The following is a 26,675-nucleotide window of genomic DNA, read 5'->3' as shown; positions in this document are numbered from 1 at the left end:
TGTGCGACACTACCCATGGTTGAGAGGAATAGGAACGTCCGGATGAACGAGGCTGCAACGAAATCACCACCTTTGCGCCCGACAGAGGGACAATTGGCACTGGCGCGGGCTGTTGCACGTGGAGAGGAGCGCAGCGGAAACGGCATCACGCAAGTTCCCGCGAGCGTTTACACCGATCCGGCGCACTGGACGCGAGAGAAAGCGGCATTGTTTGATCGATTGCCACAAATCCTCTGCCCCAGCGCGGTCTTGCCTCATGCGGGAATGGCCTTGCCGCATGACGCAACCGGGCGCCCGCTGCTGATCACGCGCGATGCAGATGGCACGGCGCATGTGTTCCTGAACGTTTGCCGCCATCGCGGTACGCGGCTGGTCGAAGGTGACGACGTGCAATGCGCCAAGCGGCTGGTCTGCCCTTACCATGCCTGGACCTACCGGTTGGACGGTAAATTGCTTGCCCTGCCCCGTCCGGAAACCTTTCCCGGGATGGACAAGGAACACTACGGCTTGATCGAATTGCCAAGCTGCGAGGCTGGCGGACTAATCTGGTTCGCTCCGCAAGATAACGCTGACTTTATGCATGCACGCATCCTTGGCGAAGATTTTGACGCGTTTGGAATGGCGGAGCACGTGTTGTTCCGCCGCAAGACGCACACAGTCAAAGGCAATTGGAAGCTCATCATGGATGCGTTCCTTGAAAGCTACCATGTCACCCGGCTGCATTCGCAAACCATCGGCCCCTTCTTCAAGGATGGCGTGACCAGCGGTGATCAGATAGGCCCGCACCAGCGCAGCGCCGTGGGCAGGCTCGAAGACATGGAAGGCGTTGACCTGAACGATATGGCCGCGCTGCGCAGGGTCGTCACATACGCCTATCAATTGTTGCCAGCTACCATCATCATCCCCAGCCCGGATTATCTAAATGTAATGGTGCTGATGCCTCAAGCGCACGATCTGACTCTGGTTGAGGACTTCATGTTGATCCCGGAGGCTCCTGCCACGGACAAGGCACGCGATCACTGGGAACGCAGCTGGGCGCTGTTGGACGGAGGCGTCTTCGCTTCAGAGGATTTTCGCGCGGCGGAGCTTGGTCAGCAGGGCTTGTCGACAGGAGCAATTCCAAATTTGACTCTCGGCACGCTCGAAGGCGGCATTCACCGCTTCCACGAAGTGGTTCAAGAAGCGTTGCGCGGAATCAATTGAGCGCGTAACCGGCTGGGATATGCCAAAGGCTCCTCCCCCCTCCGCAGACCGCCCAGATGGTGACCGCATTGCCAAGCTGCTTGCGCGTGCGGGAATTGCCAGCCGTCGCGAGATCGAACGGATGATCGCTGACGGGCGGGTCGCCATTGATGGCAAACCAGTCGATACGCCGGCAACCTTTCTGACAGATCTCAAAGGTGTGACGGTTGATGGCAAGCCTGTCGCTGCGCCAGAGCCCACACGGCTGTTCGCCTTCCACAAGCCAACCGGGCTGATTACCGCTGAACGCGACCCCATGGGTCGGCCCACAATCTACAGCGCGCTGGTCAATGCCTTGCCCAAGAGGACCCCGCGATTGATGCCGATCGGGCGGCTGGACCTCAATACTGAGGGCCTATTGCTGCTCACCAATGACGGTGAACTCAAACGCGAGATGGAGCTTCCTTCTAGTGGAATCCCACGTATTTACCGCGCGCGCACCTTTGGCGATGTGACTCAGGAACAACTCGAAGAACTGATCGACGGCATTTCAATTGATGGTGTGAATTATGGCCCAATCGACGCTAATCTTGAGCGCAGCACGGGTCGCAACCAATGGATTGAAGTCAGCATCACCGAAGGCAAGAACCGGGAGGTGCGCAAAGTTCTGGAACATCTGGGGCTCCAGGTCAGCAGGTTGATCCGCACCGCCTATGGTCCGTTTGAACTGGAAGATTTGCCACGCGGTAGAGCACGCGAGATTCGCAAACACGAATTGGGCAAGTTCCGCAGTCGATTGAAGCGCGGTTTCAAATTATGAGAATCATCGCAGGCGAATGGCGCGGGCGGAAACTGATCGCACCGCGCGGCGATGCGACACGGCCAACAGCTGACCGCACACGCGAAACGCTGTTCAACATGCTTGTTAGCCGGATCGGTGATTTCGATGGGTTGCGTGTGGCCGATCTGTTCGCAGGTTCCGGCGCGCTTGGACTCGAAGCACTTTCAAGAGGTGCAGCGCATTGCCTGTTTGTAGAACAAGAAAAGCCGGCCGTGGACGCGATCAAGGCAAATGTTCTGGCACTTGACGCGCGCGGCCGCAGTGATGTCCAGCATGCCTCGGTCATGTCGCTGCCTCCCGCGCGCGAACCGCTCGATCTGATTCTGCTTGATCCGCCCTATCGCACTGGCGCAGCATCTGTTGCCTTAGACCGGATGCTGCGGCTGGGCTGGATCGGTGATGCGACCTGGATCGCTGTCGAGACTTCAGACAAGGAAGCAGTCGAAGTCGCGGGGCTCGAGCCAATGGCCGACCGCAAGGTAGGTAAAGCGCGATTGACGCTGTTGACCAAGGCGGAGTGAGGCTTGCCGACAAGGCAAACGTTCTCTACCTGTTCACATCAAACGATGACCGATCCAGCCCCCCTTCCCGCTACGCAAGGCCGCGAAAATGTTCCGGCGTACGCCGCGCAGCTGAACCCGCCGCAGCGCGAAGCAGTGCTGACGACAGAGGGCCCGGTCTTGATGCTGGCGGGCGCAGGCACGGGTAAAACCGCTGCACTTACGTCTCGATTGGTGCATCTCGTTGCAACCCGCCGTGCATGGCCAAGCCAGATCCTGTGCGTCACCTTCACCAATAAGGCGGCGCGCGAAATGCGCGAACGCGTGGCAGGGCATTTGGGGCAGACCGTTGAGGGGATGCCGTGGCTCGGCACGTTCCACTCAATTTGCGCAAAAATGCTGCGCCGCCATGCCGAGCTAGTCGGGCTGCAAAGCAATTACACCATCATCGATACAGACGATCAGCTGCGCCTTCTGAAACAGCTGATCCAGCAGAATGATCTGGATGAGAAGCGCTGGCCGGCGCGTCAGCTTGCGGGCTTAATCGACCGCTGGAAGAACCGCGGGCTTAATCCAGGCGATCTGGATGCGGTAGAGAATGAAAGCTACGCCAATGGGCGCGGGCAACAATTCTACCAGCTTTATCAAGACCGGATGAAGGCTCTCAACGCCTGCGACTTCGGTGATCTGATGCTTCATATGCTGAACATCTTCAGGCAATACCGCGAAGTGTTAGAAGATTATCAGCAACGCTTCAAATACATACTGGTTGACGAGTATCAGGACACGAATGCGGTGCAGTATCTGTGGCTGCGCCTGCTGGCACAAGCGCACAAGAACATCTGTGTCGTCGGAGACGATGACCAGTCGATTTACTCATGGCGCGGAGCCGAAGTCGCCAATATCCTGAAATTCGAGAAAGACTTCCCCGGCGCCAAGGTTGTGAAGCTGGAGCAGAACTATCGCTCAACACCGCACATTCTGGGTGCAGCCTCCGGCCTGATCCAAACCAATTCAGAACGCCACGACAAGACGCTTTGGACCGAGACCAACGGCGGTGACAAAGTGCGCGTCATCGGCGTTTGGGACGCTCCCGAAGAAGCACGCCGGGTGGGCGAAGAGATTGAGCGCTTGGAACGTGAAGGCGCGCCGCTAGACAAAGTCGCAATCCTTGTGCGCGCGCAATACCAGACGCGTGAATTCGAAGATCGCTTCATCCAGATCGGGATCAACTACCGAATCATTGGCGGCTTCCGTTTCTACGAACGCGCGGAAATCCGCGATGCGCTGGCTTACCTGCGGGTTATCGCTCAACCGCAAGACGATCTCGCTTTCGAGAGAATTTATAACCAGCCCAAGCGCGGGCTTGGCGCAAAGACACTGGAAAAGATGCACCAGCATTCGCGCAAAACCGGTCTGCCGCTAGCTGCCGCGTCACTGCAGATGGCCGATAGCGACGAGCTGCCTAAGCGTGCCGCTGGCACTATTGCCGCGCTATTGGGCCAATTCCTACATTGGCGCGAACAGTCTGAAGCAGTCACCCCGGCGGACCTGTTGCGCATGGTGTTGGACGAGAGTGGCTATACCGAAATGCTCAATGCGGAACGCACCGCCGAAGCCGCTGGACGATTAGAGAACCTGTCAGAGCTCGCGCGGGCGATGGAAGAATACGAAACGCTTGGCGATTTTCTAGAGCATGTCAGCCTGGTGATGGACAATGACGCGGCCGACGATGGTGAGAAGGTCACCATCATAACCATGCATGGCGCAAAGGGTCTGGAGTTCGATCACGTTTTCCTGCCCGGGTGGGAAGAAGGCGTGTTCCCCTCGCAACGCTCGCTCGATGAAGGCGGATTGGCCAGCCTGGAGGAGGAACGACGCTTGGCCTATGTCGGGATCACGCGCGCCCGGCGCCGCTGCATAATCCTGCATGCAGCAAACCGGCGTATCTACGGCCAGTGGACCAGCAGCATTCCCAGCCGCTTCATCGAAGAATTGCCTGAAGAACATATCGATCAGGAAACCACGCTGACAGGCGGCGCATCACTTTGGCAAGCGAACTGGTCTGAAAGCGAAGACCCGTTTGCACATGTGGCGCAAGATCGGCCACAGCGTTCCTCTCAGCGTGGCCCTGGATGGCAGCGCGCTATCTCTACCGGCTACGAGACCAAGCAAGCCCGCGTACGCGAAAACAAGCGCTCTGCCGCCAGTTTTGCGGCCAAGCCGCGCAGCGATATCGCGATTGGACAGCGCGTCTTCCATGACAAATTCGGCTATGGCATTGTTGTGTATCAAGAAGGCAACAAGCTCGAGATCAACTTCGAGCATTCGGGCACGAAACGCGTGATCGACAGCTTTGTTAGCCTTGCGGATTAAAAACGCCGCGCCCGGCATGCTGCACCATCGTGACTAGCTGAAGCGACAGTATCGAAGCTGCAGCTTCGACCTATCGTTCCTAAACGAACTGACGCAGACGTTTGAGGGAGGCCGCTATCAGCATTCTGGACAATTTTCGCCTTGATGGAGAGGTGGCAGTCGTCACCGGTTCAGGCAAGGGCATTGGCCGAGCGATCGCAATTGGCCTTGCCGAGGCAGGGGCCGATGTGGCGTTGGCATCGAGGACGCAGTCCGATCTTGACGCTGTAGCCGAAGAGATCCGTGCGCTCGGCCGGCAGGCATTACCCATTGCCACTGACGCAACCGACCGGTCTGCGCTTGAGCGACTTGCGGACGAGACAGTCGCCAAACTGGGTAAACTGACGATCTGGGTCAACAATGCGGGCGGTATACCCGATGGCACGCCGCGTTATCTCACCCGTACGTCGGAAGAGAATTTCGATGCTCAGATCGCCCTGAACCTGAAAGCTGTCTGGATGGGTTCGACCGTTGCGGCCGGAAAAATGGCGGAGAGCGGCGGTGCAATCATCAACATCTCGTCCCGCTCTGCCTTTGGCCCGCAGGTCAAAAATGGGCCCTATGGCGCTGCAAAGGCGGCGGTCAACAGCCTGACCAGCACCATGTCCGTAGAAGTTGCCCCACGGATCCGCGTCAATGCCATCGCGCCGGGGCCGGTACCGACAGAGAATTTTGACGACTGCATGGGCACAGACACGGAGGAAAAACGCGAAGAGCTACTCAAGATGATCGGCGTTCCGATGCAGCGCTATGGCCGACCGGAGGATATAGCAGCGGCCGTCGTCTATATGGCATCACCCGCGGCAAGCTGGGTGGCCGGACAATGCCTGTACGTGACCGGCGGTCGCTAGCGCATCGCTCTTGTGAAGCCGGTGTGCTGCAGGCGAAATCATGAACTCGCCAACGATGCCAAGCGTCCATGACACATCGGCATGAGTGAAAAAACCGCCAACTGCTCATTACGCCAGCCAGAACGACAATTCCCATCGATAGCCCAAGCAAAATCGCGAACGGCCCGTCAAACACGACGCTGAGCAGCTTGCCTAACGGGTGTTTTCGCAGAAGCGATTGCCAATGTCGAGAAGCTGACAGGCACGGCGATCACATTTCTGGCGAAGATATTCCTTGGACGTAGCTTTGGCATTGTGCCTGCAAATCGCGTAGTAAAACAGTATGGCGTATACAGGTTTGTGCGCCATCCGATGTACCTGGGATACATCCTGAATCAGCTGGGTTTCCTCTTGTTCTTCTTCTCACTGCACAACGTGGCAGTATACACAGTGGCGTGGATCGAATTCTGGTTGCGCGCCAAAGAAGAAGAAAAATTTCTCGAAGCCGATGAATAGTATCGCACCTATCGTGAAAAAGTAGGTTATCACCTTTTCCCTGGCATAGCTTAGGAACCGAAGCGTTTGCTAGGCCCGGTTTGCCACCTCGAAAGGATGATCCTGAGGTTGCAGACTGGGTTTGTTCATTCCCGAATTTCTAGCCGACCCCGACATCAAGAAAACCGGGCTTCGGACCGTTCCACTCGCCAGCTGGAATCGGCTCGTCATCTTCGTCATAGCGATGCGAACGTGGTTTCTTTTCAGGCTGTTCTTCCGACTTGGGCTTTTTCTCACGTCGCGGCTTCTTGGGAGCATCCTGCTCGACGTCGTCCACTTTCCGGCGACTGTTGCTGCGTGCCTTCTTCTCTTCGCGCGGCTTTTCCGCCTCCGGATTCGGCTGCTTCAGCTCGACGCGCACGTCCTTCTTGCTGAACAACGCGATTTCACTGCCGGTCAGCTTCTCGACATTGGCAATCGCTTCTGCATCTTCTTTCGAAATAAACGTGAATGCGCGCCCCTTTGCACCCGCGCGACCAGTGCGGCCAATGCGGTGGACATAGTCATCGGGATGCCATGGCGTATCAAAGTTGAATACGTGGCTGACGCCTTTGATATCAAGTCCGCGCGCCGCAACATCAGAGGCGACCAGGATGTTCACATCACCGCTCTTGAACCGATCCAGCTCTTTCAAACGCGAGCCCTGGTCCATGTCCCCGTGGATCTCGCTGCTGGCAAATCCATGGCGCTGCAAGCTCTTGTTGAGTTCGCGCACCGTCGTTTTCTTGTTCGCGAAAATCATCGCGGTTTCGACCAGATCGTGACGCAGTAGCCAGCGCAAGGTCTCGCGCTTCTGTTTTGTCTGAACCGGGATCTTGAAAGCGGTGATATCTTTGTTCGTGCTTGCCGCACGGCTCACTTCGATCCGTTTTGGATTGTTGAGGAATTTCTTCGCCAGCTTCTCGATCGGCGAAGGCATGGTGGCCGAAAACAGCATCGTTTGACGCGTTTCGGGCAATTTCGAACAGATAAACTCAATGTCCGGAATGAAGCCCATGTCCAGCATCCGGTCAGCTTCATCGATCACGAGCAGTTCGCAGCCGTTGAGCAGTATCTTGCCGCGCTCGAACAAATCCATCAGCCGACCTGGTGTAGCGATCAAAACGTCGACGCCTTCATCAAGCGCTTTCAACTGATCGCCCATTTGAACACCGCCAATAAGCAGTGCCATTTTCAGGTCATGGTTCTTGCCGTATTTCTCAAAATTCTCGGCAACTTGAGCGGCCAACTCTCGTGTTGGCTCAAGAATTAGAGAGCGCGGCATCAGCGCGCGCCGCCGGCCAGCCGCCATGACATCAATCATTGGGAGCACGAAACTCGCGGTCTTGCCCGTTCCAGTCTGCGCGATCCCGATCAAATCCTTCATCATCAGAATCGCAGGGATCGCTTCCGCCTGAATATCGGTCGGAGTGGTATAGCCAGCGGAATCAACCGCCTTGAGCAATTCAGGTGAAAGGCCGAGATCGGCGAAAGTCATACGTTTTTGAATGTCCGGATCTGGAAGCGTTAAGCGCTCCGTGGATTGTGCAGTTGCGAAAGGTGTTCGCAATGCGAGCCGCGCACTTGCTCAAAAACTGACAAAAGTCAAGAAATCACGATGCAGCAACGCCTCTGCTGAACCAGCACAAGTCGCATGATCAATTGTAGATGGGTGTCAGCTCGCGCATTCTGCTTAGCGCGCATTTTGCGCCTGCGCGCGATTGGAGCTTGTCACGATTAACGCAAATGTTTCCGTGTTCGCCCCGTTCCACGTAAAATCCCGAATAGAAATCGCGCGCGCGGCAACTCTTTTCCAGCCGTGCGCTGAGCATGCGCTGATCGCGCAGGTAGAGCACTAACCGATCACCACTGCCGGTCTGAACACCCGCAATGCTGTTGATCGAAACACACTCTGTGTTGTCGCCCTCTTCATATCGAATGGGCTGCGGGAGCTCCTCCAGATCAGCGGCAAGATTCTGCCTAGGGCTAACTCTGCGAGGAGAGATACGCACAGTCACGCGGCGGTCGATACGGACTTGATAGGCGACATTTGGCGGCAAGCCAGTGAAACTGTTTGCGGTAGCTTCCAGTTTGCTTGACGGCCCTGACAATACCTCAACTTCGCGCGGATCGAGCCTTGCGCTCTTATCGATTTCGCCAACAATCGAACCGTCGGACACGCCGAACGGCAAGATCAGCGCTAGCGGCGCAAGATAGGCGAGCATGCTGGGCATGGTGGTTCAATCTTTTGGGCTAAATTTCACCCGATCTCTGACCCCTGTTTGGCTACTGTGCCACGCGATACCACAATGGGTTGAATAGCGGCTTAATGCGTTTGGGGTTATCTGCAAAGTCTGGAAACACTTGTTTGCCTGTGGCAATGAGCAGGCATGAGCGACGTCCAGACTTTTGTACGACAGGCCACAGACCTTCTGGGACCGCGCGGATTTTCATGCGATCCCGATCTGGTGGAGCCCTGGCTGACCGATTGGCGTGGCCGATTTCATGGCCGGACCATCGGGCTGGCATCACCCGCCTCAACGCAAGAAGTTGCTGAATTCGTCAAACTTTGCCGCAAACACCATATCCCGATTGTCCCCCAGGGCGGCAATAGCGGCATGGTTGGTGGTGCCACGCCTGACGAGAGCGGTCATTCTGTGCTGCTATCCTCACGGCGGATGGATGCGGTGCGGTCATTCGATGTCGACGCGCGCCAGATCGTCTGCGATGCCGGTGTCATCCTTCAGAATCTGCACGAAAAAGTCGAAGAAGAAGGGCTGCGCCTCCCACTGACTCTGGGCGGCAAGGGCTCAGCCACAGTTGGCGGGCTTATCGCGACCAATGCTGGCGGAACACAGGTGCTACGCCACGGAACGATGCGTGCGCAGGTTTTGGGACTTGAAGCCGTTCTTGCAAATGGCGATATTTTTGAGAGCCTTACTGCTCTGAAGAAAGACAATCGCGGCTTTGACCTAAAGCAACTCTTGATCGGATCAGAGGGCACGCTGGGCATCGTAACGGCGGCAAACCTGCGCCTGCTTCCGCAAATTGGCGAACGTGTGGTCGCTTGGGTAGGTGTGGAGAGCATCCACATGGCGCGCGAACTCCTCCTACATTTCGAGGCATGCATGCCGGAAGAACTCGAAGGCTTTGAGGTTGTGCCGGACCATTGCCTTGAAAGCGTACTTGCGCATCTTCCCGATGCCCGTGCACCATTGGCTGAGCGCTATCCGTGGAACGCTTTGATTGAGCTTGTCGCCGCGCCGGCGCAAAGCGCCCTGCTGCGCGAGGCGACTGAGGCCGCCTTTGCTGGAGCGATGGAGAAGGATCTGCTGCTCGATGCAGTCATTGCAGCCAATGAAACACAGGCTGACAACTTTTGGTTGCTGCGAGACTCCATAGCTCCGGCAGAGCGCGCGTTGGGCCCGGCGATGCAACACGATATTTCCGTCCCCGTCGAGCGCATGCCAGATTTCGTGGAAGCTGCCATCCCGCATGTTGAAGCGCAGTTCCCTGGCACGAAAGGTTTGGCATTCGGGCATTTGGGGGATGGCAATGTGCATTTCCACGTGCTTGCTCCAGACGGGGCAGTGCCGGGAGAATGGGAAAACACCCAAGGCAAGTTGGTAAGCCGTGTGATCTACGAAATGGTCACTGAATGGGGCGGTTCAATCAGCGCAGAACATGGTATCGGTCAGGTCAAACGTGACGAGCTGGAGCGGCTGGGTGACCCGGTAGCACTCAACATGATGCGTAGCGTTAAAGCCGCGCTCGATCCGGACGGGCTGCTCAACCCTGGTAAACTTGTCCCGGGCTCAGGTTAGAGCGGCTTGCTTATGAGAGCCTGAAGGCCTAAAGCGCGCATCGCGCGGCCCGCTGGCGATCCAGCGAGGCCTTTTTTGAATTTTGCACTATTTCTCGGAGACGTTTCATGGCCAGCGCGCCGAAGCCCAATCTGCCTATCTTTTTCAATGACTTGATGCCACTTAACAGCCGTGATCACTCCAGCTGGCACAGCAAACAGTTTCCGGATGTGAGCTTTTTAGGGAAGCATCACGCGATTCCTGTAACGGTTGACGAGTTCATCGACACACAGCGTCATTATCCGATCGTGTTTAGCGCAGGCGACAACCCTGTCCCACTGGCATTGATGGGCCTTAACGAGGGCGTGAACACGTTTGTCGACGATGAAGGTAAGATTACTGACGACGTATACATCCCCGCCTATGTGCGTCGCTATCCATTCATGCTCGCAAAGTTACAGCCCAATAGCGAAGAACTGTCGCTATGCTTTGACCCGAGCGCGGGCGTAGTTGGCGATCACAGCGACGGCAATGCGTTGTTTGACGACAAGAACGAACCGACCGATTACACCAAGGGCGTTCTCGACTTTTGCCAGAAGTTCGAAGAGTCGGGTGCTCGCACCAAGGGCTTCATGGAAGAGATCAAGAAGCATGGCCTTCTGATGGATGGCGAGATCGCTATCACGATGCAGGAAAACCCGGACAAACCGTTTGTTTATCGCGGTTTCCAGATGGTCGATGAAAACAAGCTTCGCGAGCTTAAGGGCGAAGTGCTAGAGAGCCTTGCTGGTAATGGCATGCTGATGTTGCTGCACGCACATCTGTTCTCGCTCAACCTGATGCGTGTTATCTTCTCTCGCCAATCACGGCTGGGCAAGGTTCCACAACCTGAAGCGAGCACCTGAACGAGGTAAAATTGTGGTCCGCGGGGCTTGAAAAAGCTCCGCTAAATCCCAAATCTGGACCGTTCAGGCGCGGCTCCCCTCATTGCCCGCCTGGACATCGCGCTGCTTTTACAACAGCGCGATCCTCCCTGAACCTTGGCCACCTCGTGCAGATTGCACGGGGTGGTTTTTATTTTGATTTCCAAGGCTTAATGACCAATCTTGTCATTCAGCCGCATTTCGCAAATCACCTCTGCCCATCATTCTGGCGGTCATCGCGCCGAGATCTTGAACCAAACCAGCAAGCATTTTGACGAGCGTTCGTGCCTTGGGTGAAAGTTGTTCTTGGCGGGCATCGAGATAGGTCGACCGGCAAACTTCAATCTGGATGGCATGAATGCCATTTTGCACCGCACCATGAGTATCCAGGACATAACCGCCGGCATAGGGTCGGTTATGCGAAACGACCTGCCCCTTCTCTTCAAGAAAGCGATAGGCATGGTTAACCAGGCTTGCATCGCAACTTGTGCCAAATCGATCGCCCAGAACAAACTTGGGCATCTGGCTCTCTCCATTTGATGGCTTGAGTGGCGGCATGGAATGCAGATCCAATAACAATGCTTGCCCCCATTGGTCGCGCACCCTTGCCAATTCGCGGCCCAATGCGGCGTGATATGGTTGATGGATGCCTTCAATTCGCGCGTCGAGTTCTTCGCGGGTGAGCGATTGCCGCCAAATCTCGCCAAATCCGGGCAAGCGCCGGGGGACTAGCCCCAGTCCGCTGCGGGCACGCCGGTTGGCCTGCGAATGCCGGATGGGATGCGGCTTTGCTCCCTTGATCATGCCCCAATCGACATCATCGCGCGATCTATTGAGGTCGAGCATCGCGCGCGGCGCGTGCGCTTCAAGCAATACAGCGCCAGTCAGCTTTGCGACCTCTACTCCGATCTCGTCAATCAACCGGTCTTCCAAACGCAAGCTGGAGAATTCGGGATCCCGCATCGCGCGCAGCACGTGCTCTGGATAGTCGCGCCCGCCATGTGGAACCGCGATCACAACGGGTACTGGCGAGGTAGCAGGTGCCTTGAGCGTAAATGAGGGGTAATCCAGACTAGGAATTGCGCCACCGCGCTCCATCCGCCCGCCTACCGATTCGCGCTTGCTTGTTGTCATATCAAGTCTGCTGCCTGCTCTCGCGCAGGGTGTCAAAGCAGTTTGGCTTGTCAAATCGCATCCAAATTATCCTCTTCTCGTCTGTCCCGCAGCCAAATTATTCTCTTCTCGTCTGTCCCAAAGCAGGTCACCGCTTATGTTCAGTAAGATTTCTTAAGCCCTTGGCGCTATGAAAACGCCATGAACAACGGGTCTAAACTGCGAATCCTCTTGGCTGAGGACGAAGATGCCATGCGCACATACCTTGCGCGCGCGCTCGAAAATGCGGGATATGAAGTGGTCTCTGTCGACCGCGGGACGTCCGCAATACCTCATTTAGAAAACGAGCATTTCGACCTGCTGCTTTCGGACATCGTAATGCCGGAGATGGACGGGATCGAGCTCGCGCAACGCTGCGCAGAGATCACCCCTCGAACCAAAGTTATGTTTATTACGGGTTTTGCTGCCGTTTCACTGCGAGCGAGCCGCGAACAGCCTCACGCCAAGGTGCTGTCGAAGCCATTCCATTTGCGCGATCTCGTGCTTGAAGTGGAGCAAACATTCGGCGAAGCGCAAGAAGTCAGCCTTTAGTCCGCGCGAATCGCTTGCGTCTATGGCAGGTGCAGGTTAATGGCGCGCCCTGTCCTTAAGCGGACATGTTCGATAGCGTGGGCGTATAGCTCAGTGGTAGAGCACTGTATTGACATTGCAGGGGTCGGGAGTTCAACTCTCTCTACGCCCACCATCGAAACACAAATCCGCCCTCACCCGGCGGGTTTTTTGTTAGCATCTGTCTCACTTGCGCGCGCGCGCTCCTCTGCTAAAGCGCGGCAAAACCTATTCCGGACAAATTGCAGCACACAGGAACATCATGCAGAAAATTCAGGTCAAGAACCCGGTTGTCGAACTCGACGGCGACGAAATGACAAAAATCATCTGGCAGTGGATCCGCGAGCGATTGATCCTCCCCTACCTCGATGTTGACCTGAAGTATTACGATCTCTCGATCGAGAAGCGTGATGAAACCGATGACCAGATCACCATCGATGCGGCAAATGCGATCAAGGAACATGGCGTTGGCGTGAAATGCGCCACGATCACACCTGACGAAGCGCGCGTGCAAGAATTCAGCCTGAAGAAAATGTGGCGTTCGCCAAACGGCACGATCCGCAACATTCTGGGCGGTGTAGTTTTCCGTGAGCCCATCGTGATCGACAACGTACCGCGTCTTGTGCCTGGCTGGACCGATCCAATCGTTGTTGGTCGCCACGCTTTTGGTGACCAATATCGCGCAACCGACACGCTGATCCCGGGTGCAGGCAAGCTTCGCCTCGTATTCGAAGGCGCAGACGGACAGAACATTGATCTTGATGTGTTCGAGTTTGAATCTCCAGGCGTCGCAATGGCGATGTACAATTTGGACGATAGCATCCGTGACTTCGCGCGCGCATGCATGAACTATGGCCTCGATCGCGGCTGGCCGGTCTATCTTTCGACCAAGAACACCATTCTCAAGAAATATGACGGCCGCTTCAAGGACCTGTTCCAGGAGGTGTTCGACGAAGAATTCGCCGACCGCTTCAACGAAGCCGGCATTCACTACGAGCACCGCCTGATTGATGACATGGTTGCTGCGGCCATGAAATGGAGCGGCAAGTTCGTTTGGGCCTGCAAGAACTATGACGGTGACGTTCAGTCGGATGTCGTCGCGCAGGGCTTTGGCTCGCTTGGCCTGATGACTTCGGTCTTGATGACCCCTGATGGCAAGACAGTGGAAGCTGAAGCCGCGCACGGTACTGTTACGCGCCATTATCGCCAACATCAGCAGGGCAAGGCGACTAGCACTAACCCGATCGCATCGATTTTCGCCTGGACACGTGGCCTGATCTATCGCGGCCGCTTCGACAACACCCCTGATGTTGTCCGGTTTGCTGAAACGCTTGAGCGCGTCTGCATCGAAACAGTCGAAAACGGCCAAATGACAAAGGATTTGGCATTGCTGATCGGCCCAGAGCAGAACTGGCTCACGACAGAACAGTTCTTTGAGGCGATTGTGACCAATCTAGAAACAGAGATGCAAAGCTGGAGCTGATTGTCGGAACCAGCTCCCTTGCACAACGTACCAAAAGGGCGAACGGTCTTTCGGGCCGGTCGCCCTTTTTGATTCCGGAGATCAAGTAAACGCCATGACTCAATCTCGCGCCAAGGCTCGTCTCGAAGTTCGCCAAGCCAAGTTGTGCGATGTCCGCGCGATAGCGGATCTGGTGCGGCGCGTGTACGACGACATGCCTGCCTATACGCATGGCGAGATCCGCGGACGTTGAACAACTATCCCGAAGGCTGTTTTATCGCAAAACTCGACGGCAAGCTGGTGGGCTATTGTGCGACCATGCGGCTGAGCAAACGGATCGCACTTGCGAACCATAGCTGGGATGAAGTGACGGGCAATGGATTTGGCAGTCGCCACAATCCCAAGGGCGAATGGCTGTACGGCTATGAAATGTGCGTTGATGCGAAAACACGTGGTACGCGTATCGGACGGCCACTCTACGAAGAACGTCGCGCTCTCGCAGAACGACTAGATCTGACCGGCATTGTGTTCGGCGGGCGGATGCCCGGCTTTGCCAAAGCGACGCGCCGCAAGAACAACCGTGCGGAAACGCCGGAGGAGTATCTCGATCTCGTGCTCGAAGGCAAAGTGCACGATCCGGTCCTGCGCTTCCAACTCGCAAACGGGTTTGAGCCAGACGGGGTACTTCATAACTATCTACCGGAAGACAAGCAGTCGAAGTCGAACGCTGTCAGGATGGTCTGGCGCAACCCCTATGTCGACGGAAACACACCCAAGAAACACCGCATCCCGCGCGACGTGGAGAGCATACGGATCGCGACGTGCCAGCTACAAGCGCGCGCGGTTGCAGACTTTGACGAGTTCATGAAGCAGATCGAATACTTCGTCGACGTTGCGGCCGACTATGAAGCTGATTTCATTGTCTTTCCGGAACTGTTCACGCTGATGCTGCTTAGCGCGGAAGAGCAAGAGCTGAATCCGCAGGAATCGATCGAAGCGCTTAGCCGCTACACGCCTCGAATTCGCAAGGCGCTGAGCGAAATGGCGCTCAACTTCAACATCAATATCATCGGTGGTTCACACCCGACCCGAATGGATGATGGGGACATTCACAACGTTGCCCATGTCTGCCTACGCGATGGATCGATCCATACTCAAGAGAAGATCCATCCCACCCCGAATGAGGATTACTGGTGGAACATCAAGGGCGGCGACAGCATCGATGCCATTCAGACCGATTGCGGGCCGATCGGCGTGCTGATCTGCTACGATAGCGAGTTCCCGGAATTGGCCCGCAGGCTGGTCGATGAAGGTGCGCGGATCATCTTTGTGCCCTTCTGCACCGATAGCCGCCAAGGCTATATGCGCGTGCGATACTGCGCTTAGGCACGGGCAATTGAGAACCAGTGTTACGTCGTGATGAGCGGCAATGTCGGCAATCTGCCCAATGTCGCCAATATGGACATTCAGTACGCCCAAAGCTGCATCCTGACACCGTGCGATTTCCCTTTGCACGAGACGAAATTGCCGCTGAAGCGAGCGAGAATGTAGAGACACTGACCATCAGCGACGTCAATCTGGCGGACCTCAGCTGGGCCCGCGCTGAAGGGACAGTCCAGAACCTCGCCGACCGCCGTTTCGACCTTTACCGCATCGAATGGGACAAGCGGGTTGGACAGGTCAGCACTCCAATAGGCGAGGCCGGTGAAGGACGAGCGACCGCTCCCGGTGGCAGATATGCTCCCGGCGGCGGTTAAGCCGTATTCTGTCAGTGACATGAGGCAAACGCCCAGCTAACCCAGAACCGTGGCTGGCGAACTGACCCTTTCTCCGATGTTATCTGACGCGCTGGTGATCCTTGGCGCAGCAGGCATCGTGATTCCGGTCTTTACACGCTTCCGCATAACACCGATTATTGGTTTCATTCTGATCGGGATCGCAGTTGGGCCCTACGGTTTGGGTTCATTGGTGCCAGAGGTCCCGTGGCTCAGATACATAACGATCACCGAAGCGGATCGATTGACGCCCTTCGCAGATTTCGGGATCATACTTCTTCTGTTCGCGATTGGGTTGGAGCTCTCGTTCAACCGGCTGTGGCAGCTGCGAAAACTCGTTTTTGGCCTAGGTAGTCTTGAACTGCTGATCATAGGCTGTGTGGGGGCGGCATTTTTTGCTTATGTCAGCGGCATGGGCACCACCGCCGCAATTGCCCTGGGTTTCGCACTTGCATTCTCATCCACGGCTATCGTTCTGCCAATTTCCGGGACCAAGACGCCGGTTGGCCGGGCAGCACTATCCATGCTGCTGTTCGAAGACATCATGATCGTGCCGATTATCTTCATTCTGGGCGCGCTTGCGCCAACCGCAGCGAACGAAGGCGTAGGAGGGCTAACCACCACACTGATTCAGGGCGGCCTTGTTGTTCTCGTTCTGCTGGTGGCCGGGCGGTTTTTGCTACCTAAGCTGTTCAGCCAGGCCGCGCGAACAAAGAATCCAGAGCTGTTTCTATCTGCTTCATTGTTGGTTGTTATCGGTGCCAGTCTGGCCACGTCCGCCGCTGGCCTGTCACCGATTGTTGGTGCGTTGATCGCAGGCCTGCTAATTGCCGAGACCGAGTATCACAGCGAAGTCGAAACGATCATGGAGCCTTTCAAAGGCCTCGCGCTCGGTGTGTTCCTTATCACCATCGGCATGAGCATTGATCTGATGGAGATATGGGCCAATCTGGGCGAGATCGCCTTCGCTGTTGTCGGCGTCCTCACATTCAAGGCAATCGTGACTGGCGTGTTGCTGCGCATGATGGGAGCGCGCCGCAGCACTGCGGCGGAAACCGGTGTGTTGATGGCCAGCCCCAGTGAGACGACCTTGATCGTGCTGGCCGCAGCAACCACGGCATTGGTGATCGATCAGGATACGGCGCAGTTCTGGCAGATCGTCGCTGCGATAGGCCTGACTGTGACACCATTGCTTGCCAAACTGGGTCGCGTCATCGCTCGCCGGATAGAGCCAATTCCTGAGCTGGATGAGGACGAAACTGACGAATCACGCACGATAATCATTGGTGCCGGTCGCGTCGGTCGTCTGGTAGCGGATATGCTCAAGGTACATGACAAACACTATGTCGCAATTGATTCAGACCCTGATTTGATTGAGCGCGCCGCGCGTGACGGATACCGCGCCATATTTGGCGATGCAGCACGTGGAGATGCCTTGTCCCGGTTAGGTGTCGAAACGGCACCGGCGGTCGTTTTGACCATGGACGAGCCCGTACTTGCGCAGCGTTTGGTCTCCAAGCTTCGGAAGGAGCATCCTGAGCTGCTGATCGTTGCACGCGCCCGCGACACGGACCATGCAGCGGAACTGTACCGTGCCGGCGCAAGTCATGCGGTGCCGGAAAACCTCGAAAGTTCGCTTCAACTTTCCGAAGCTGTGCTCGTTGATATTGGCGTGGCGATGGGGCCGGTTATTGCCTCAATCCATGAGAAACGTGACGAGTTTCGCGAAATGCTTGAGCGCGAAGGCCAACTTGAGCATCGCCCGAAACTTCGAACTTCAACGGGCGAAGCTTAACCGGCGATAGCTGCACGTACCGCGGCAATCGCATCCTCGCCCTTGCTGCCGTCCGGGCCGCCACCTTGCGCCAAGTCAGGGCGACCACCGCCGCCCTTGCCGCCCAAGGTCTCAACGCCTACACGGACCAGATCAACGGCACTGAAACGCTCGGTCAGGTCGTCAGTTACTGCAACGGCAAAAGCTGCCTTGCCATCATTCACTGCGACCGCCGCCGCAATGCCTGAGCCGAGACGCTGCTTTGCCTCATCAAGCAGCGGGCGCAGCTCCTTTGGGCTAAGGCCGTCAAGCACCTGACCGCTGAACTTCACGCCGGCAATTTCTTCGTCCGCAGATTGAGCCGGGCCGCCGCCGCCTGCAAGCGCGAGGGCCTTTTTGGCGTCCGCGAGTTCCTTCTCCAATGCTTTGCGCTCGCTTAGCAGAGCGGCAATTCGTGCGGGCACCTCTTCCGGTGTGGCGCGAATCTCGCTTGCGGCGGACTTGAGCGCTTCTTCGCGGGATACGAGCCATTCTCGCGCTGCTTCACCGGTCAGCGCTTCGATACGGCGTACGCCGGAGCTGACCGCGCCTTCTGACACAATCCGGAAGATGCCGATGTCGCCTGTCGCTTTGACATGTGTGCCGCCGCACAGCTCGACTGAGTAGTTCCGATTGCCGTCGGCCTTGCGCCCGATGCTAAGCACGCGAACTTCATCGCCATACTTCTCGCCGAACAGCGCTAGGGCACCAGCTTCGACTGCATCATCCGGGCTCATAAGCCGTGTCTGAACAGCTTCGTTCGCGCGGATTTCTGCGTTTACTTCGGCTTCGACTGCCGCAATCTCTTCAGGCGTCAATGGCTTAAGGTGGGAAAAGTCGAAGCGGAATTTGTCATCCGCAACCAGCGATCCCTTCTGCGTTACATGGTCACCCAAGGCGTTCCGCAAAGCCGCATGGACAAGGTGCGTTGCCGAGTGGTTTGCACGAATGCGATCTCGACGCTCGACATCGACTTCCAGATGCAAACTATCGCCCACCTTTATCGTACCGGTCGAAATCTTGGCGTGGTGTGCATGCAATCGGCCCAGCGGCTTGGATGTATCCGTAACATCGGCCGAAAGACCCTCGACGTTGGTGATTGAACCCACATCCCCGGTCTGACCGCCACTCTCGCCATAGAAAGGCGTCTGGTTGGTTAGGATAACAACCTCGTCACCTGGGAACACAGCTTTGACTTCCGCACCGTCTTTGACGATTGCGACAACGGTTCCTTCACCACTGGTGGACGTGTAGCCAGTGAACTCCGTGCCGCCTTCACGCTCGGCAATATCAAACCAGACCTCGCCCGAAGCAGCGTCGCCCGAACCCTTCCAGGCCGCGCGTGCCGCCGCCTTCTGTTGCTCCATGGCGGCGTCGAAACCTGCGCGATCCACCCCAAGCCCACGCGCGCGTAGAGCGTCTTCGGTCAGATCATAAGGGAACCCGAACGTGTCATAGAGTTTGAATGCTGTCTCACCATCAAGCTCTCCCCCTTCGGCCATATCGCTGGTCGCATCGTCGAGCAGCCGCAGACCTTTTTCCAGTGTCCTGCGAAACTGCGATTCCTCGCGCTCAAGCACTTCTTCGATCAGCGCCTGCCCACGAACCAATTCCGGATAGGCCTGCCCCATCTCGGCCACTAGCGCGGGTACAAGGCGATACATCAAAGGCTCTGACGCGCCCAGCAAATGTGCGTGCCGCATTGCGCGACGCATTATCCGGCGCAGCACATAACCGCGACCTTCGTTGGAAGGCAGAACGCCGTCCGCCATCAGGAAACTGGTCGACCGCAAATGGTCCGCGATAACGCGGTGGCTCGCGGTATGATCCCCCTCCGCAGCCACACCAGTAAGTGACACAGAGGCACCGATCAGAGCTTTAAACGTGTCAGTATCGTAGTTGTTGTGCACACCGTGCATTACAGCTGCAATACGTTCGAGTCCCATACCAGTATCGATAGATGGCTTGGGCAAATTGCTGCGCGAACCATCCGCAGCCTGATCGAACTGCATGAAGACCAGGTTCCAGATCTCCACGAAACGATCGCCATCTTCATTAGGGCTGCCCGGAGGCCCACCTTCGATGTGATCGCCATGGTCGAAGAAAATTTCCGAGCACGGACCGCAAGGACCAGTATCACCCATTGACCAGAAATTGTCATTGGTGGGGATACGAATGATCCGATCTTCCGGAAGACCGGAAATCTTGCGCCACAGATCAAACGCTTCGTCATCCGTGTGATAAACAGTCGCAGTCAGCCTGTCGGGCGAAAGACCCCATTCCTTGGTTAGAAGTGTCCACGCATGATGGATCGCCTGTTCCTTGAAATAGTCACCGAAGGAAAAGTTGCCGAGCATCTCGAAGAAGGTGTGATGCCGCGCGGTATAGCCAACATTGTCGAGATCATTGTGCTTGCCACCCGCCCGCACACATTTTTGCGAGCTTGCTGCACGCAATGCCGGAGGCGCTTCAAGCCCGGTGAATGCATTCTTGAACGGCACCATCCCCGCATTGACGAACATGAGGGTCGGATCATTGTAAGGCACAAGCGGCGAGCTCGCGATCTCGGCGTGATCAGCAGCGGAGAAGTACTCAAGAAAAGAGCGGCGGATATCATTGGTCGACGTCATGCTTGGGCAGTTAAAGGCTAAGCCAGCCAGCGACAAGCCAGATAAAGCATTCAATCGCGTGTGGCCGTGACGATCCAGGCAGCTGCACCAAGTGCAACCTCATCTGCTGAAAGATGCTCTCTCACGAATCCCTCAAGTTTCATGCGGAATGATTGCTTTGCCATGTCATCCATCAGGGAGATCGCCCGTGCCGCCGGGCCAATCCTGCTGAAATAGCTTACCGCGTCGCTGACCGGATCTTCACCCGAACCAGCAATCATCTGGAAGTCAAACGGCACAATCGATACATTGCACCAACCAGCATCAGACAAAATTCCATGTACCCGCTCAACACCCGCAAATGCGAAAGGCCCCGGTGCGTGGGGATCGGGCAACGAAACCCCACCGTCGACCAGTTTGCCAGCCAATCCGAAAAAAGGATTTTCCTCTAACGAGCGAAAGCAGGAGAATATCAAGTTGGCGCCGGGCGCAGATATTGCCCGCAGATTGGCGAAAGCGGCAACAGGTTGATCGAAGAACATGACCCCGTGTCGTGAAACCTGAAGGTCAAAACTCTCCCCATCGCCAGGCCGCCAGCTGGCCGCGTCCGCGAGTTCAAACCGCACATTCGGTATACCGGCGGAGCGTAGCCGTGCGACATCGATAAGGTCAGGTGAGATATCAACGCCCGTCACCCGCGCTTCCGGACGCGCCTGCGCCGCTACAAGCGACAGCTCTCCGGCCCCGCAACCGACATCGAGCAAATTCGCATATGGGCTTCCCGCAATTCTGCGCTCTAACTCGCTAGTTAGCATTCGGAAGCTTCGATCCGTGCGTTGCCACTCGCTTGCCCATGATTTGCCAACGCGGCCTTGCCATTCTTGAGTGTCGGAACTTGCCATAGATGTCTCCCACGTCAGTATCGGACCTGTCTGCTTACTACGCTATTGTATTGTCTCAACACGACAAAGTAACGCAAGGCATCCATAAGCAGTATACGGAAAAGCCGATGTGGGCCGCTCGAGGAGATGAGCTACGCACACCGGCTTTCCAGGTTTCCGGGAACGCAATCACGAGAGTTACTTGAACTCGGCGCGCCCGCTTGAAGATATGTGTCAGGCCTCCGCGTCAGGCCCTGCCATCATTTCCCCGGCGACTTCGTCGGTGCGGCCGCGAATAGCAGCTTCCAACTTGTCGCAAATTTCCGGGTTCTCCTTCAGATAGGTCTTGGCGTTCTCACGGCCCTGACCGATCCGGATACTGTCATAGGAGAACCAGCTACCTGACTTCTCGACTATACCGGCCTTCACACCAAGATCGAGAATCTCACCAATCTTGGAGATCCCTTCGCCATACATGATGTCGAACTCGACCTGTTTGAATGGAGGTGCAACCTTGTTTTTGACTACTTTTACGCGGGTGGTGTTGCCAACCACTTCATCGCGATCCTTGATCTGACCTGTGCGGCGAATGTCCAGGCGAACCGATGCGTAAAACTTCAGCGCATTGCCGCCAGTTGTGGTTTCAGGGTTACCATACATCACACCGATCTTCATGCGAAGCTGGTTGATAAAGATCACCATGCATTTCGAACGGTTAATCGAACCAGTAAGCTTGCGCAGGGACTGCGACATCAGGCGCGCTTGCAAGCCGACGTGGGTGTCGCCCATTTCGCCTTCGATCTCAGCGCGCGGCACCAAAGCAGCCACCGAGTCCACCACCAATACGTCGATCGCGTTCGAGCGAACCAGCGTATCGGTGATCTCAAGTGCCTGCTCACCGGTGTCCGGCTGAGAAATAATAAGTTCGTCAATATCTACACCTAAAGCCTTGGCATAAACCGGATCCAGCGCATGCTCTGCGTCGACAAAGGCAACAGTACCGCCATTCTTCTGCGCTTCTGCAAGAACATGGAGTGCCAGCGTGGTTTTGCCTGAACTTTCCGGACCGTAAACTTCGATGACACGGCCCTTAGGCAGGCCGCCAATACCAAGCGCGATATCCAGGCCCAACGAACCGGTCGAAATCGATTCGACGTTCATCGCTTCTTTGGAGCCCAGCTTCATTGCCGAACCTTTACCAAAGGCCCGATCAATCTGTGCAAGTGCAGCGTCTAACGCCTTCTGACGATCCACGGATGATTCCTTTTCAACCAGTTTCAGATTAGTCGCCATCGCATGGCCTCCCTTGCTTGCCTAGAGCTTTAAATCGGTTATCGACCGCCCTGTTGGAACAGTATGTACCCGATTTGTTCTTATAGAACAAGTAGGGAACTTAATTTTTTTCACCCGGGTGTTTTTGTTCGAATTGCTGGGCTTTTAGCGCTTAGACCTCTCGTACCAGAGGACGGGCTTGCGTTCCTCCCCGGCGCCAAGACTGGTCTTAATGATATGCTCCCCATTACGAAGTTTTAATCCACGTGTGCGGCGCACTTCGAGACTTGCGGAACTCCCGATCCCGAACCGAACCTGTGCGCTTTGCGAGCCGGAGTTCCTGACAACCGCGCGCAGTTCGCGCCAGCCGGCCTGGCCTTCACCCGTTCTTTCGATCTCGCCTGTTCGACGACTATTTGCGCGCGGACCCTCGCATCACATCGGCAACCTTGTCGCCGATCTGCTGCACGCTGAATGGCTTTGGCAGAAAATACATCTTCGGGATATCGATATCCTTGCGCAACTGCTCCTCGGCATAGCCCGACATGAACAGTACCGGCAGGTCCGGATGCGTTTCACGAATGACGCGCGCCATAGTTGGCCCGTCCATCCCAGGCATCACAACGTCACTCACAATCACATCGAACTCGCCGCCTGATGTGATCGCAGAAAGGCCGACCTCGCCATCATCACATGCGGTCACATCATATCCGGCGCGCGTGAGCGCACGTTCCGCAACTGCGCGCACCATGTCTTCGTCTTCAACCAGCAGGATGCGGCCTCCGCCGGACCACTCGCTCGATGGAACTTCGACCGGAGCTTCTGGCGCAGGCGCCATGGGCCCTTCGTGCACTGGCAGGTACATTGTGAAGCGCGCGCCGATCGTGCGCCCGCCAGTGCCTTTGACATTGTCCGCGAACAAAAACCCACCTGACTGCTTTACGATACCGTAAGCTGTCGAAAGCCCAAGCCCTGTGCCCTTGCCTTGCTCTTTGGTTGTAAAGAATGGCTCGAACAGCTTGGGCATCACCTCTTCCGGAATGCCGCCACCAGTGTCCTCAATAACCAGAACGGTATAGTTGGCCACGGGCAGGATTTCAGACCCCATCTGCTCGACCTCGCGCATGTTGACACGCTGCGTGGTCAGAGAGATTTTTCCAGTCCCTCCGCGGTGCATGTTGATCGCATCGCGCGCATTCACCGCCAGATTCATGATCACTTGCTCAAGTTGCTGCGGGTCAGCCCGCACCACACCCAGATCGCGGTCATGTTTGATGCTATACTTGATCTTTTCGCCTAACAGCCGGGTGATCAGCGGACCAACTTCGCTCACCACATCGGGCAATTGCAGTATCTCGGGGCGAAGGGTTTGTTGGCGAGAGAAGGCGAGCAACTGGCGCGTCAGGGAAGCTGCACGGTTGGAGTTTTGCTGGATCTGCTGGATATCATCATAATCGCTGTCGCCGGGCGTGTGGCGGAGCAGCATCAGATCACAGGTACCAATGATTGCGGTGAGCACATTGTTAAAGTCGTGCGCAACGCCGCCAGCGAGCTGACCCACGGCTTGCATCTTTGTCGCTTGTGCGACTTGCCGCTTGAGCTGTGTTTCCTGACTGGAATCGGTCAGGCTAAGCAAGACTGATGCATTACCCATCCCCCGAACGCCAGCCAGTCCCAATGAGACCGTATTATCAGGCGCGCTAGCGAGCCTGATTGCCATGTTCCCACTAGTTGATGGGCCTCGCCCATGGCGGCGCACCGCATCAGACAATGCCGCTTTGTCATCACGCACAACCAGATCGGTCGGGAATGCGGGTAGTCCCAGTTCATCGCGGTTGACGGCCCTTAGGAATGCCTGATTGCCGAACAAGAAACGGCCATCTCGATCCGTCATCGCCAAGCCAAGCGGCAATTGCCCAAGCAACCTTTCCAACTGGGCTGTACCTTGGGAAGAATTTTCCCATCCGCCGCCAATCCCGACTCCTGCATCGATGAGTAGCATCAGCGAAGGTACTTCGTCAGGACCTAGGGCTCGCTCGTCATTGGGATCATCCAGCGGAATATGAATGAGCGTCTGCGGCGTGCCGCTTCGTCCCTCTCGAGAGAAGAATATCCGGTCTCGATCATCCGAGCGCAGGAACGAAACGAAGTCTTGTCCAGCCAACGTAGTCTTCTCGTCCCCGGCGGCGCGGCGTGCAAAGCCGGCACTTGCATTTTTGATCGTCCCGTCGGGCGCGGTGATCGCCGCTTCAATCCCGGCCTTTGCCAGCATTCGCCCGAACGCACCGGTTACGTCATAACTTGCCAGCGGGTCGGCAATTTCGGTCTCGATCTTTCGGAAACGCCAAATCAGATGATCATCGCCGCGACCGACGCGTTGGGCTGTCACTTTCCATTGGCGTTCGATATCCAGCCCTTCCAGCCGATCCGAATGGGCAGATCCATCGCGCCATGCTTGACGGATCAAACGCAGCATTTCCTCTTGACTTGCACGTGTCAGAGCAAGGTTTGGTGGCGCTGAATCCAACCCGAACCATTCGATGTAAGCCGAATTGGCACAAGTAAGACGATTGGCGCGGTCTGTTATCGCAACAGCTTCGCCTGGCTGTTCAATAGCAGCGACGGTGACGGACCAGTCGGGAATCCCAAGCGCTTCAGTTTCGGGCGCAGCTTGCATCCTCTGAAAGGCCAAACCGCCGGCAAGCAGGACGGCAAGCCCCAGCGCATAGGCCAGAACCAACAGTACTTCGCCCGTTGCGAACCATAGTACGGCAGTGCTCGCGATGAGCGCGAGAGTCAGGCCCAAGAAGAGCTTCAAACGCTGATCTCCGACCTGTTTCGAAAGCGCCCCCCGCGCGCCCTCCAGATATGTCATCACTGTTGCGCTCCCAGTCGCTCATCCAGCCGTGCTTCCATCCGGCGCAATCGCTTCGTGCGACGGCGCGCAACCATCACGCGCCAAGTGCGGCCTGCGATCAGGTAACCCATCGCAGCCGACACGACTGCAAGCACCACAAATCCGAATGCCGTTACACCCGCGAGCTGCCAGAACTCCGCAAGCCATGCGAACTGGTCGGCGGCCATACCTTCGGTTGCAACCCCGGTAGTCGCAGCATCAATCGCGAGCGTAAAATTGCCAACCCGATTGGCAATTACCAGCCAGAACGGGAGAGTGAACGGGTTCGTGACAAATGTGACCGCGGCCGCAAGCGGCATGTTTGCTCTGAAAGGCAACGCCAGAAATGCAGCCAGGAAGATTTGTCCGATGGGCACGATAAATGCGGCAAACAGCCCAAGCGCGACGCCGCGCGGCACAGAACGGCGCGTAAAGCGCCACAACTCAGGCGACAAAAACCGATGCGCTATGGGAGCCAGATAGCGATTGCTGGCCAATTCTTCCCGATCTGGGAAGTGTGACTTCAGCTTATCTGCCAACCAGGTTTTTGAACGTGTCGCCATTTCGATTCCGTGTTCGCCTTGCGCTTCTGAACGCGTGTCCGCAAGTGCAGCGAGCCACGTAATTCGGCAAAGCGTTTACTCTTGTCGATATGGGTAGCAGAAACAGTCTGACAATATTGTGAATTCGCGACAGAACGCGCTTAGCTGTCTGCTCAGCCTTTTTCGCGCATCAATCGCGCCTTGTCGCGTTTCCAATCGCGGTCCTTGATATAGTCACGCTTGTCTTGCGCCTTGCGCCCTTTGCCCAGCGCCAGCTCTAGCTTCGCGCGGCCGGTCTTGTTGAAGTACATCGACATCGGGATCAATGTCATGCCCTTGCGTTCGACCGCACCAAACAATTTGTTGATCTCACGCGCCGATAACAGCAGTTTTCGCGGACGCTTCGGCTCGTGGTTGAGGCGATTGCCGTGGCTGTATTCGGGAATGTTGGCGTTGATCAGCCAAACCTCACCATCGCGAACCTCAGCGTAGCTCTCGGCGATCGTCGCCTGACCCGCACGCAGAGCCTTCACTTCCGTGCCTTGAAGCGCCAAACCGGCTTCAAACTTATCCTCGATGGCATAGTCAAACTTCGCGCGACGATTGTCAGCGACGATATTGTGCTTGTCGAAGGTTTCAGGTTTCGGGCGAGCCATGGTGACGCCCATGTAGGCA

The 26,675-nt window shown here is 56.5% G+C and carries 20 protein-coding genes, 1 tRNA gene and 1 pseudogene; 13 read left to right on the top strand and 9 right to left on the bottom strand.

What is annotated here, in order from left to right; genetic code table 11:
- Positions 1–42 precede the first annotated feature (42 nt).
- From QZ487_RS09500 to QZ487_RS09475, 6 genes are all read left to right on the top strand, one after another.
- Positions 43–1,203, top strand: a complete 1,161-nt coding sequence (locus QZ487_RS09500) for an aromatic ring-hydroxylating dioxygenase subunit alpha (protein WP_296024605.1) — start codon at positions 43–45, stop codon at positions 1,201–1,203.
- Positions 1,204–1,222: 19 nt separating this feature from the next.
- On the top strand, positions 1,223–2,002 hold the full coding sequence (locus QZ487_RS09495) for a pseudouridine synthase (protein ID WP_285975453.1): 780 nt from the start codon (positions 1,223–1,225) through the stop codon (positions 2,000–2,002).
- Positions 1,999–2,544, top strand: coding sequence for a 16S rRNA (guanine(966)-N(2))-methyltransferase RsmD (gene rsmD, locus QZ487_RS09490; RefSeq protein ID WP_296024603.1), 546 nt, complete (start codon positions 1,999–2,001; stop codon positions 2,542–2,544). The genes QZ487_RS09495 and rsmD overlap by 4 nt, the downstream gene beginning before the upstream one ends.
- A 45-nt stretch (positions 2,545–2,589) precedes the next feature.
- Positions 2,590–4,899 carry an ATP-dependent helicase gene (locus tag QZ487_RS09485; protein ID WP_296024601.1) on the top strand — a complete coding sequence of 770 codons (2,310 nt, stop codon included), beginning with the start codon at positions 2,590–2,592 and terminating at the stop codon, positions 4,897–4,899.
- Between the two features lie 101 nt (positions 4,900–5,000).
- The gene (locus QZ487_RS09480) at positions 5,001–5,789 is read left to right on the top strand and encodes an SDR family NAD(P)-dependent oxidoreductase (protein WP_285975456.1); all 789 of its coding nucleotides are present in this window, start codon (positions 5,001–5,003) and stop codon (positions 5,787–5,789) included.
- A 216-nt stretch (positions 5,790–6,005) separates the two neighbouring features.
- Complete coding sequence (locus QZ487_RS09475; protein WP_367114464.1) at positions 6,006–6,284, top strand: isoprenylcysteine carboxylmethyltransferase family protein; 279 nt, start codon at positions 6,006–6,008, stop codon at positions 6,282–6,284.
- Between the two features lie 139 nt (positions 6,285–6,423).
- Here QZ487_RS09475 and QZ487_RS09470 read toward each other — a convergent pair whose 3' ends face one another.
- Together QZ487_RS09470 and QZ487_RS09465 are read right to left on the bottom strand one after the other, a co-directional pair.
- Positions 6,424–7,800, bottom strand: a complete 1,377-nt coding sequence (locus QZ487_RS09470; RefSeq protein ID WP_296024598.1) for a DEAD/DEAH box helicase — start codon at positions 7,798–7,800, stop codon at positions 6,424–6,426.
- Between the two features lie 160 nt (positions 7,801–7,960).
- The gene (locus tag QZ487_RS09465) at positions 7,961–8,536 is read right to left on the bottom strand and encodes a hypothetical protein (RefSeq protein WP_296024596.1); all 576 of its coding nucleotides are present in this window, start codon (positions 8,534–8,536) and stop codon (positions 7,961–7,963) included.
- A gap of 156 nt (positions 8,537–8,692) precedes the next feature.
- On the opposite strand from QZ487_RS09465, the gene QZ487_RS09460 reads away from it, so the two are divergent.
- On the top strand, positions 8,693–10,126 hold the full coding sequence (locus tag QZ487_RS09460) for an FAD-binding oxidoreductase (RefSeq protein ID WP_296024595.1): 1,434 nt from the start codon (positions 8,693–8,695) through the stop codon (positions 10,124–10,126).
- A gap of 107 nt (positions 10,127–10,233) precedes the next feature.
- Positions 10,234–11,010: a SapC family protein gene (locus QZ487_RS09455; protein WP_285975460.1), complete on the top strand. Its 777-nt coding sequence runs from the start codon at positions 10,234–10,236 to the stop codon at positions 11,008–11,010.
- 204 nt (positions 11,011–11,214) lie between these two features.
- Here the strand turns inward: QZ487_RS09455 and QZ487_RS09450 are convergent, their stop codons facing one another.
- The gene (locus tag QZ487_RS09450; RefSeq protein WP_296024593.1) at positions 11,215–12,162 is read right to left on the bottom strand and encodes an N-formylglutamate amidohydrolase; all 948 of its coding nucleotides are present in this window, start codon (positions 12,160–12,162) and stop codon (positions 11,215–11,217) included.
- A gap of 180 nt (positions 12,163–12,342) precedes the next feature.
- Here QZ487_RS09450 and cpdR point away from each other — a divergent pair, with 180 nt between their 5' ends.
- From cpdR to QZ487_RS09425, 5 genes and pseudogenes are all read left to right on the top strand, one after another.
- Positions 12,343–12,732 carry a cell cycle two-component system response regulator CpdR gene (cpdR, locus tag QZ487_RS09445; protein ID WP_296024591.1) on the top strand — a complete coding sequence of 130 codons (390 nt, stop codon included), beginning with the start codon at positions 12,343–12,345 and terminating at the stop codon, positions 12,730–12,732.
- 79 nt (positions 12,733–12,811) lie between these two features.
- Positions 12,812–12,886, top strand: a tRNA-Val gene (locus tag QZ487_RS09440).
- Positions 12,887–13,012: 126 nt separating this feature from the next.
- Complete coding sequence (locus tag QZ487_RS09435; RefSeq protein WP_296024589.1) at positions 13,013–14,233, top strand: NADP-dependent isocitrate dehydrogenase; 1,221 nt, start codon at positions 13,013–13,015, stop codon at positions 14,231–14,233.
- Positions 14,234–14,327: 94 nt separating this feature from the next.
- Positions 14,328–15,969, top strand: a pseudogene (locus QZ487_RS09430) (nitrilase-related carbon-nitrogen hydrolase).
- Positions 15,970–16,018: 49 nt separating this feature from the next.
- Positions 16,019–17,782 carry a cation:proton antiporter gene (locus tag QZ487_RS09425; RefSeq protein WP_296024588.1) on the top strand — a complete coding sequence of 588 codons (1,764 nt, stop codon included), beginning with the start codon at positions 16,019–16,021 and terminating at the stop codon, positions 17,780–17,782.
- On the opposite strand, the gene alaS is transcribed toward QZ487_RS09425, so the two are convergent.
- The 6 genes from alaS to smpB form a co-directional block, all read right to left on the bottom strand.
- Positions 17,779–20,430, bottom strand: a complete 2,652-nt coding sequence (alaS, locus tag QZ487_RS09420; protein ID WP_296024586.1) for an alanine--tRNA ligase — start codon at positions 20,428–20,430, stop codon at positions 17,779–17,781. The genes QZ487_RS09425 and alaS overlap by 4 nt on opposite strands.
- 50 nt (positions 20,431–20,480) lie before the next feature.
- Positions 20,481–21,311 carry a trans-aconitate 2-methyltransferase gene (locus QZ487_RS09415; protein WP_296024585.1) on the bottom strand — a complete coding sequence of 277 codons (831 nt, stop codon included), beginning with the start codon at positions 21,309–21,311 and terminating at the stop codon, positions 20,481–20,483.
- A gap of 213 nt (positions 21,312–21,524) precedes the next feature.
- The gene (recA, locus tag QZ487_RS09410) at positions 21,525–22,583 is read right to left on the bottom strand and encodes a recombinase RecA (RefSeq protein ID WP_285975467.1); all 1,059 of its coding nucleotides are present in this window, start codon (positions 22,581–22,583) and stop codon (positions 21,525–21,527) included.
- Between the two features lie 391 nt (positions 22,584–22,974).
- Positions 22,975–25,437: a response regulator gene (locus QZ487_RS09405; protein ID WP_296025328.1), complete on the bottom strand. Its 2,463-nt coding sequence runs from the start codon at positions 25,435–25,437 to the stop codon at positions 22,975–22,977.
- Entirely contained in the window at positions 25,437–26,021 is a 585-nt protein-coding gene (locus QZ487_RS09400; RefSeq protein ID WP_296024582.1) for a DUF2062 domain-containing protein, read from the bottom strand. Before QZ487_RS09400 ends, QZ487_RS09405 begins: the two co-directional genes overlap by 1 nt.
- A gap of 152 nt (positions 26,022–26,173) precedes the next feature.
- The gene (gene smpB / locus QZ487_RS09395) at positions 26,174–26,656 is read right to left on the bottom strand and encodes an SsrA-binding protein SmpB (protein WP_296024581.1); all 483 of its coding nucleotides are present in this window, start codon (positions 26,654–26,656) and stop codon (positions 26,174–26,176) included.
- Between the last annotated feature and the right edge of the window lie 19 nt (positions 26,657–26,675).

The organism is uncultured Altererythrobacter sp. (assembly GCF_913057185.1).
Classification (GTDB): Bacteria; Pseudomonadota; Alphaproteobacteria; order Sphingomonadales; family Sphingomonadaceae; genus Erythrobacter; species Erythrobacter rubellus.
The sequence above is the reverse complement of the archived record's forward strand: the minus strand, read 5'-3'. Positions and strand labels throughout refer to the sequence as shown.